The sequence below is a fragment of the Bacillus sp. FSL R12-0074 genome (genome assembly GCF_038005725.1).
Taxonomy (GTDB): Bacteria; Bacillota; Bacilli; order Bacillales; family Bacillaceae_G; genus Bacillus_A; species Bacillus_A mycoides.
In genome coordinates this window covers 1-9,904 of record NZ_JBBOTR010000008.1, presented here as the reverse complement: position 1 = coordinate 9,904, position 9,904 = coordinate 1, and the positions used below count along the sequence as shown (strand labels likewise).

Sequence of the window (9,904 nt, the reverse complement as noted above, 5' to 3'; positions counted from 1 at the left end):
GATAAGTGGGGTTATGTAAACTTTTAATATGGTTTTTAATCTTTGGACAGGATTAAAATTGTTAAATAAAAATTATTTATACAAACTAATCCCTTATCTATAATAGATAAGGGATTAGTTTAATTTTGTTGTATGGTGTAAACAAAATTGAGTGTCATAATATATGGTAACATGGATATTTATGTGTTTTTTAAATTTTATTTATTCTAAACAAACAAAAAGAACTAGTATCATACTAGTTCTTTTTGTTTGTAGATCCATATTTAAGTAGTAGGGTACTACATATAAATCAATACAATATTAGAAGTAAAAGGATACCAACCTTTGTACAGATTAATTATAGCATAAATTTTCAGAAAAAATATATTTATTAGTTGGTTATTTATACCTTGTTTTATCGTGTTTTGAATGTATACTTTTGTCAGTGGTTTTGAGGAAAATGAGTAAATTGTAATGAAGTTAATAAAACCAAAGATTTGAATGTAAACTAATATTCAAAAGTTTACATTGGAAATAGATAAAAATAATTTGTTATTCATATTATTAATAAACATAAATATCCAATAAAGATATTTAATTACAAATTCATTTATTTGATTTATAATTATATTTAGAAAATAGAATAGAAAGGTCTTGGTACTATGTTGGGTATTGATGTTATAAAAACAACAGAGGAATTAATTATTAAATGGCAATTAGCAAAAGTTAGTATTCCATTAAATGAAATTATTGAAGTTACTGAAGATGATACTTATGCTGGTGTTGAAAAAGTAGATGCAATTCGAATTGGGACACCTTATGCTACAACTGATCGCATCTTAATTAAAACTAGAAAACAAGATTATGTACTATTTACTACTAATAAAGTTTCGATTTTAAATAAAATAAATGCTTAAGTATTTATTTGAAGGCCTAATACCAGCGTAGCTGTGATTAGGGGTAAAAAATATTTTGTAACAAAAATGAACGTTTATTTTGTGACTTTAGCAAGAAAAAGCTGACGAAGATCGGCTTTTTTATTTGCTGAAAATCGAGCGAAGCGACAACCGTTTTAGAACGAGAAAATGAAATTTCGAGACCGAAAAAACGGTAAAGGTTGTAGGAATCTCCTACCAAGTCAAAAACACCGTTTTTGGGGATTGTGGCCACACTCCCGTAGCTTGCCCATTCTTTTCGATTTTTGATGATATTATATAAGATGATTTAGAAATACGATTTAAAATTGGAAAGGTGTATAAAATATGAAAAAAAAATTAACTAAAATTACAATGATAAGTAGTATTATTGTAATAATTTATAATTTAACTAAATGGTACTTAGTTCAATTAGTTACACCATTTTTCATGCCGATTGTTAGTATCGCAATTTATGGGTCATTTTTCATAATATTTATTATAGGAATTATAAACTTTATAAAATGTAAAAACTGGAAACCTTTAGTTATACAATTAATTATAATTATTATTTGTATATATGTGCCTTTTGTAAAAATATATATGAAACTAGATTTTATAATTTATAAAGAAGACCGTAAACAAGTAATAGAACTTATAGAACAAAAAAAGTTAATTCCAAATGTTGAGTATAACAATGAAATGATTCATTTACCTAAACAATTTGTATCAACTTCCAAAAATGGTGGTGATATATTGGTTCAAGAAAAAGAAAATAGTACTTTAATTTTCTTCTATACTTATCGTGGTATATTAGATAATTTTTCAGGTTTTATATATTCGCTTAATGATATAAAACCAATTAAGTCGGATTTTAATAGTGATTTTAAAGAAATCATAAAGGTAGAAAAGAATTGGTATTATGTTACATCATATTAAAAAATAAAATTTGATTTGTGATTTTCGATAATAAGAAAAAAGAGTCTCTATTTATCTAGGACTCTTTTTTTATTAGTTACAACAAAAAAAGCCAATCATGATATAATTGAGTTGCGACGCTACAACTATACATAAGAGGCTTTTTTATTCTTATAAAATTCTAATTACATAATAGCATAAAAAGAGTCTCCGTACTAGTTGTAAATACTAGGAATGAGGAGAAAAGTTATGACAAATACTATCAATTTAAAACAAGCTGAAAAAAATGCAAGATTGAGAGATATCGAGGATTCGAAGATCTTGTCAGAAGAAGAGATGTATTTAGCAAATGAACTTCAATCAAAAGCTAATTTAAGAGGAATGAAATTAGTTCCAGAGCGAAAAGTAAAAAATAAAGCTAAATTTGTTCAAATTATTCAAGACAATTGGAGTTATTTACAAAGTATATCTTATTTAAAAAATGAAGAAATTGTATTTTTAATGAGTTTGATTCCTTTTATAGGTTTTGGATCTAATGCAATTGTAGACAATCCCAAAAAGAAACAACCATTACCGCTTACACAAAGAGAATTAGCAAAGTCTTTAGAGACAAGTGAGACTAAGGTGAGTAGAGTTGTAAAGGCATTATATACAAAAGGGATCATTGCTCGTTCTGAAAGTGTTGTAGAAAATAGCAATGTAAAGTCTTATGCATTATTTATCAATCCTCATATTTTATATGCTGGAGATCGGGATAATATTGAAGAAGGATTAAAGATACAATTTATAAAAATTATGAGAGCTAAACCATTAAAAGATTTACCTATTAAATTTTTTTAAAAGACATCAATTAGATGTCTTTTTTTTACATTTTTATACTTATCAAATTTGATAAGTAAACTTATCAAATTTGATAAGTATAAAAAGTCCTATAAACCCTTGGTATTACTGGTTTTTTTCTACTTCTGTATGCTTGTCCCTTCTCACTCTCTATATAAGGGGCTAAAAGTTCCGCAAGGAACGGGTCGTATTTTCTTTCGCTTTGCTACAGAAAATCTCCACCCTTTTCGCTTTGCTACATCCTTGCGGAACTTTTTTCGGCTCGAGTTTTGGCGGCACCAAGCCGATACATCCAAAAGCAACTATTTGGGATCATCGGCTTGAATTGCGATTATACGAGCCGAACCGCTAGTGCCTTCGTTTAATAATTTCACTTACCACATTGATAGATACGTAATACGTGGGGGCTCGTCCCCACACGACGAACCAGCCTCAACCCCAAAAGCAAAGGAAAACCTTCTTTTAAACCTGTTTATTTTGCTTTTTAAGCGCATTTTTTTGTTTTTATGATAAATAATATTGTTTTAGATTTATAGCCTTTAAAAAGGATTCTGAAGCATCTGGATAGCATTTTGTATTTTGATGTTATTTGCTTCTGAACTATGGATTTACATTTATTTAATGCTATTTATTTTCTTTTAGTATTTTAAAGTAATGTTTGATTGCAATTTATTAAAAATATCATGTCCTTAGTGAGTACTCATATGGAGACATCAAAGGGACTTTGTGTACTCACTGAGTCTACATCTAGGGACACAATGGGGACATTTGGAGGGTTTTGTGTCGTCAGTGAGTGGACATCCTGGGAATTTTCGTGTACCCACGTTTAAGCTAGGCTCCGCCTAGTCCCAACCCCTAGTTGGGCCCAAAAACCCCTTATGCTCTTCTCTCTTTTTTGATTCAGAATTTCCAATTTTATAAAATGACTTGTTTTTTAACTAGATTTTATTATGTTAAAAAAACAAGAATGTGATTTTAATTATGGTTTGTTGCAAGGTTATTAGAAAATTTCTGTGGCGCGGCTATGATCTTCGCTGTGTGGATTAAATAATCATATGTTAAAAAGGAAATGAAGTACGGATGGGGATAGAGGAGAAATTCTTTATTTTTATATGACAGAAGGATATAAACCTTAGTAAAATGAATTAGTAAAAACCTAGGTTTTATACCTAGGTATCAAGGTTGATTTTTTTGAAAATAACCCTTGATATTTAAAAAACTTAGGTTTTTATCTAGGTTTTAAAGGTGGGTAAAAAGATGGATAAAAGTGAAAACCTAGGTAAAGAAAAATCAGGTTATATAGCGATGACCGTTAAAGAAGTTGCACTGTGTGTAGATGAATCGCCAAATGTTATAAGAAATTGGATGAAAGAATTAAGGACGTATATTCCTTTGGAGAAAAATGAGTCGGGTTACAATGTTTTTAATGAAAAAGCTCTTGAGCAAATGAAAATAGTTAAACAATTACATCGAGAACAGAATTACTCAATAAAACAAATTGAACATTATTTTGCTACAGGTGGAGAAAGTATAAAGCCTATACCTAGTAAAGAAGTTGGAGAAATTTTAGCTGGAGAATTAAAAGCATTAAAAAATGAAGTTAGTAGACTTAGAGAATATAGTGAGAAACAAGAGGAATTTAATAAATTGCTAATTGAGCAATTACGAAAACAACAAGATTACATTGACAATAAGTTAGAGAAACGTGATCAGAAGTTACTTGAAACAATTAGAGAAGTACAAGAAACAAAATTATTAACGGCATCTACAGAACCAAAAGGTTTTTTCGCGAGATTATTTGGAAAATGATTTTTTGAGATTTGGTAAAGAACTGATTATTAAGGATTTAAGGAGATAATTAGTATGAATAATAATGTTCCCAAAGTATTTCAATGGCTTCCTAAAAAATGGGGGAAAAGAAAAATTTCAGAACAGTTTTTTCAATCAAGATTTGATGCTGAAGGTAAAGGAATTTGGATTATTTATTATGCTGTAGATTTATATGTTGTAACTATCCCATTACAAGTAAAAAAATATAATACACTTTAATATTCTATTTTTTTATTAAGAAGTTTTAAAATACGGTAAGTGAAATTATAGGTATAACTTTATTGTTAGCAATAATTATTGAATTAAATAGAAAATGTATTTAGAAGGAATCGCTGAGTCCTGGCGTTTATGCCGCGAAAGTTCCTTGACGATGAGGGGAACCCTCATGCAAACTCGCCAGGGGTGGCCCCAGAAGGGCGGTTTTTGCCCGCTGGGGTTAGCTTTGGGAGTTTGAGGGTTCGGAGGCTCGTGGTCAAGGGAACCGTGGAATAAAAAGCGAGGACGGACCCCAGGACAGGGCAAAGACCAATGTCTTCGCCAAGATTCGTGGTTCTACTGTTAGAAAAAGGCGAATAAGAATATAGCATACATACAATAAGGGAATGCAGTATAGATCAGTCTACAAGCATTCCCTTGCTATAAAGATGTTAATAATTTTTTACCATCAAAACCCTCTTTTCTAAAAAAACCTTGAAAGGCATGAGCCAATCAAGGTCAGAAGTAGTGATTTGTAATCTTCAATTTCTTTAATAAATCTAGTAATAAATACTTAGACAGTTACTGTATCTAATCGTATTAGTTTCCTTCACTAAATCACAAACTATTCATCTCATTCCTCATATACAACTGACCCCATATAAATTAAATTTCCACTTTTAAATTTAACTTCATCTATATCTCCATCGTACTCAAAATCATATAATCTAATAATGGAATCATAGGTTTCTGGCAATTCTTCCCCGTAATGTTCCACAAATTGTGATAAAATTTCCGCTTCATAAGAGGAACCATTTAAAAGGTTAGTCAACGATGTAGTGGAGTTCTCTATCAAAGTACTCTCTAATAAATCTTGGTTATAATCAATAAAATCAATATTAAAGTCTCTCATAAATTTAGATTGAATTCTATCTCCAATTTTATCAAACTTAATTTCAACATATTCTTTTAGACTTTGCTTAGTTCTAAAATTACCTATCCATAAAGACATTACGCCTGGATTTTCCATAATAAATCCCCCTATATACAAATTATAGTAACATCACTTTTTGTTAATTCAGGGTTAAATGATGTATTTTGTGTTTTAAACTCCAAATTCATAATTTTATTTTGAATTTTTAATATAAAAACCTTCTATTAATCGTATTTCCACTCATACTTGTTTGTCTGCATAATTCTTTTATATCTTAAAATATTTTTCTCTGTTCAATGTTATCTAGACGCTTCCCTTTAAACAGCTAGATAACACAAAAAGGACATATCCCTTTCGGAATTGTCCCTTTTACCTTGAGAATATTTCCCTCAAAATCTAGAAAAATAAACTATTGTTTTTGATTTAAAATATAATCAATTCTTGATTTATCACTAGCACTAGTCTCAATAAAATTAAACGATTTCTGTTTTAAATTATCCTGATATATATTAAAATCTTTTTTTAATTCTTCTGATTCATTGTTTTCTATTTTTGAAATAGCTTCTTCAGCATAAGACAATTTTTCATATAAAAAATCTGGAAGTTGTTTTCTTTTTATTCCTTCTAAAGCAAGATTAACAAGATACGAATACTTTATAAAATCATTGGTATTAATATTTTGCCAGTCTTCCTCAATGATTTTCCCACTGGCTTGAGTAACAGTTAAACCATCTTCATCTACATATTCATCCAAGTCTAATTGAACTGCTTCAATTATATATTCATAATTTATTGAGTTGCTCATTTATATCCAATCTCCCTTTTTATTATTTTAACGTATTATTGGTAATAATATTTACCTTAATATTAGGGAATTTTTCCCTGAATTCAAATATTAAATTAGTACAACTTTGACAGCAATCTAATTCAGAGAATAAATTTATCTCCCCTTTTATATTGGGGTCTTTTATTTTAGAAGCGATATCTTCTAAAATTTTAGCTTCTGTGTCATTATACCTTGGGTGTACATCGTCCACATAATTCGTTAGAACTCTATCCTTTTCTGACGGAGTAATTGAAAAATCATCTGCATAACCCAATGAATCGTTAGAATGTATTTGACTGTGTGCTTTAAAATCTTTTTTTATTCCTGAAATATCAACTTCTGCTGTTGCAACATTACCCCATCCTAGTTTATCTAATTTCCGGTTAATTATTTTTTTCTTTGAGTTAGATAAATTTAAATATTCATCAGATTTTTTATAATTATTTTTAAATTCATCTAAGTTGTTTCTAATGTTTTTTGATTCGTTTTGTAAATTTTTCCCAATATCTTTAGTGGTACCCTTAGTTTCACTCTTAGCAACAGAAAATAACGTGCCAAGTGTTTTTCTTTCCTCTACACTCCCAACGCCAGCTGCCGAAGTTTCAGGGGATAAATCCCGGATCTCCATATTTTTAATTTTCTCCAAGGCATTCTTCATACCCGGCAACTTATTCGTTAATGCTGCTACTTCTTCCGACTTACCAACTATTTTACCGCTTTTCCCCGCTGCTTGAAAGAGATTTGCACCCTCTGCGATTTTCCCTCCATTCACTACGGCCGCTACTTCACCGACGCCGACACAAAAACTACCAATATCAAATATCATGCCACCAAAAGCATAAGGGTCGGTCATGGCTTTTTCTACATAATCTTTCACTGCGTTGTACATTTCTTTTTCGTCTTTTCTATAGGTTCTAGCGAGGTTATCCAGCACGGGAATTTTATCCGTTAGTTCGGGATTATTTAAGAATTTACTAAGATGAGGAGCCTTAGTTGTGATATAGCCTACAATCCCATATTCGGCTAGTTTCTTCGTACCTTCCCAAGTCGCATCGAGATCGTCCAGTTTCCATTGTTCTGTTTCTACGCCACGTATACCCAACTCACCAATCTCTAGGGCTAGGTAAACTGATTTTATTACACCTGTCGCAGCCCCACTAATTGTGGAACCAGCCGCGCCTATCAAACCTTCTAACACCAAGACTTCATCAGAAAGTCTTTTCAGGGCAGGATAGTTCGTGCCTAACATCCCTAACCATCTTGTTCCTTTTTCTAATTCATCCCATTTCTTACCGAAACTGGCAGAAATGTCTTGAAGCCACGCCTCCGCTGGATGATGGTACGCCCATTCCTCTCGCTTTTTCTTAATTTCTCTTTCAGCTTCTTTTTCCGCATTCGTGATTTTTGTATCCATTTCATAAATGCCTTTTGCCAACGCATCTTGTGCAAAGAAGGCTTGAAGTTTCAGATCAGTATAAGATAAACTACTCATTTCCTTTGTCATTTGAACTTGTTTGTTTAGGGTATTGAGAATGTCTTCCGCATTGCTTTTTTCTTTTTTTCTTTCAAATTGCTGTACTTTTTGAATCGTATCCTCTAGTTCTTTGTTGGTGGCAACCAGTTTTTCATCAAACTGGCTTTTCGGCATACTCAGTGAAACCAAATCGTTCACGCTGTTGTAAATATTAGAGATGCGACTATCCATTTCATGTTTCTTGGGTTGGAGATTGGAAAGTTTGTTTTGTGCTTGCAGTAATGCATCTTCCAGAATAACCGCATTCTCATCACTTTCTCCCGTTGTTGACTGAAAATCCTTTAAAGTTGTCAACATTTCCGCAATGAGAAATTCATTGGTAACTTTCAACCCAGTCACAACTGCACTTTGGTTATTATTGATGTCGTTGACAATCGCATTTCCTGTTGCACCCTGCATGGCATCGGCCTGGATAATACCATTCAATGCTCTTTGGGCTTGTTCAAGTTGATTATTTGTTTTACTGGTGTCTTTTTGGAGTTTGGCCAGTACTTCATTGAATTCTTTTAAATCTACATGAAATCCCATTTAATTCGTCTCTCTTTCTAGTGGTAGTAACAGGGTTGCAGTCATTCCCCCTTAATAAAAGCTTTTAAAAAAATCAATCAAGTATAGCAAAATAAATCAAAAAAGCATCAAAACGGAGCGTTTTCGATACGGGATATACATTTAAAATACAAATAAAGACTAATGACAAATCTCGTCATTGGTTTTTATAGGAATGTTATACAAGATTTTATGCAAAAAAAGAATAGCGGGAATCCCTAGAATCCCCGCTATAACAACGATGTATAAACTCATGTATAAGAGATAAATAGACATGAAAGAAAGAAACCTTATAAAATCAAGGATTCTATCAAAGTATTTGCTACCGATAATGGGACGTTATGTTAACCTCACATGTATAGAATATACATCAAAAAAAATGTAAGACTTATTCTAATTCCTTCGTGATAGAATGTAATGAATCCATATATTTACAAAAAATAAAGGGGGAAAACTTTTGTATAAAAAACTTAGAAAATATCTTATATTAGGTTCCCTAATTCTTGTCATTAGTGGCTGTTCGATTTCAAAAGGGTACGATACAAAGCAAGAAGCATTAAAGCAAGAATTAAAATCAACAAGTAATACAGATACAAATAAATATCATGCTTTAGAGCGTATTATAAAAATAGATGGAAAAACAGCCTTTTTTGTTACACCTGATAATTACATTTCAATAGCGGATTTACAAATAAAAAATGGAAAATGGACTGTAAGTGGAATAACAGGAGGAGAAAATGTAAGTGAGTTAAAAGTACAAGATTCTGGTATATCACCTACTTTTGGAGTTTCAAACGGAAAAGTTATTTCTGGCTATCTTAAGAATCCATCCATTAGCGAGGTATCTTATGAATCAACTTCAGGGCATATAATAAATTTAGATAAATTCTTACCTAACGAATCAAAGTATAAAGGATGGAGTTTATGGTACATAATCCTTCCTAATAAATTAGACGATCGCCCAGAATCATTAGATTCTATTAAGACTGCTTTAAAGTTTAAAGATATAAACGGAACTATTATAAAATATAAAAACTGATCATCTAAAAACAACTTCTGATAACGGATTTTATGTAAACATACCTCAATGATAAAGGAGTTGGTATGTTGTTTAGAAAGTTTATAAGAAGATATGTCTGTTTAGTTTGTGGCTATAATTGTTTACCAGGACCATTCTATATTAGAGAAGGAATCCCAAACGTAAGTTTAATATGTGCCTGTTGCGCTTTTCAACCAGGATATGATGATGAAGAACTCGGGTGGACTATTGAAGCATATCGTGAGAATTGGCTTCAAGAAGGAGCTATATGGTTTGATCCAAAAAAGAGGCCAAAGTATTGGGATTTAAAGCAACAGCTAGCTAACATTAATATAAAAGATTAACTACG

Annotated in this window: 10 protein-coding genes; 7 read left to right on the top strand and 3 right to left on the bottom strand. The window is 31.1% G+C overall.

Annotated features, from left to right (window positions below; translation table 11 throughout):
• The first annotated feature begins 641 nt into the window (after window positions 1–641).
• From NSS97_RS30235 to NSS97_RS30215, 5 genes are all read left to right on the top strand, one after another.
• A complete protein-coding gene (locus tag NSS97_RS30235) occupies window positions 642–896 on the top strand; it encodes a SunI/YnzG family protein (RefSeq protein WP_063223230.1) in 255 nt (84 codons plus the stop codon).
• Window positions 897–1,241: 345 nt separating this feature from the next.
• Window positions 1,242–1,832, top strand: coding sequence for a hypothetical protein (locus NSS97_RS30230; protein WP_078177358.1), 591 nt, complete (start codon window positions 1,242–1,244; stop codon window positions 1,830–1,832).
• 228 nt (window positions 1,833–2,060) lie between these two features.
• The gene (locus NSS97_RS30225; protein WP_002205120.1) at window positions 2,061–2,651 is read left to right on the top strand and encodes a helix-turn-helix domain-containing protein; all 591 of its coding nucleotides are present in this window, start codon (window positions 2,061–2,063) and stop codon (window positions 2,649–2,651) included.
• A gap of 1,257 nt (window positions 2,652–3,908) precedes the next feature.
• A complete protein-coding gene (locus NSS97_RS30220) occupies window positions 3,909–4,460 on the top strand; it encodes a DUF3967 domain-containing protein (protein WP_341115374.1) in 552 nt (183 codons plus the stop codon).
• A 54-nt stretch (window positions 4,461–4,514) separates the two neighbouring features.
• A complete protein-coding gene (locus tag NSS97_RS30215; RefSeq protein ID WP_044443238.1) occupies window positions 4,515–4,700 on the top strand; it encodes a hypothetical protein in 186 nt (61 codons plus the stop codon).
• Window positions 4,701–5,310: 610 nt separating this feature from the next.
• Here the strand turns inward: NSS97_RS30215 and NSS97_RS30210 are convergent.
• From NSS97_RS30210 to NSS97_RS30195, 3 genes are all read right to left on the bottom strand, one after another.
• Complete coding sequence (locus NSS97_RS30210) at window positions 5,311–5,706, bottom strand: immunity 22 family protein (RefSeq protein WP_231348117.1); 396 nt, start codon at window positions 5,704–5,706, stop codon at window positions 5,311–5,313.
• A 313-nt stretch (window positions 5,707–6,019) separates the two neighbouring features.
• On the bottom strand, window positions 6,020–6,415 hold the full coding sequence (locus tag NSS97_RS30200) for a hypothetical protein (protein WP_078214346.1): 396 nt from the start codon (window positions 6,413–6,415) through the stop codon (window positions 6,020–6,022).
• Between the two features lie 22 nt (window positions 6,416–6,437).
• Window positions 6,438–8,498 (bottom strand): deaminase domain-containing protein, encoded by a 2,061-nt coding sequence (locus NSS97_RS30195; protein ID WP_341115369.1) that lies wholly within the window; start codon window positions 8,496–8,498, stop codon window positions 6,438–6,440.
• A gap of 475 nt (window positions 8,499–8,973) precedes the next feature.
• Between NSS97_RS30195 and NSS97_RS30190 the strand changes: the two genes are divergently transcribed.
• Window positions 8,974–9,555, top strand: a complete 582-nt coding sequence (locus NSS97_RS30190; protein ID WP_107888088.1) for a hypothetical protein — start codon at window positions 8,974–8,976, stop codon at window positions 9,553–9,555.
• Window positions 9,556–9,620: 65 nt separating this feature from the next.
• Window positions 9,621–9,899: a hypothetical protein gene (locus NSS97_RS30185; RefSeq protein WP_113709166.1), complete on the top strand. Its 279-nt coding sequence runs from the start codon at window positions 9,621–9,623 to the stop codon at window positions 9,897–9,899.
• The last annotated feature ends 5 nt before the right edge of the window (window positions 9,900–9,904 follow it).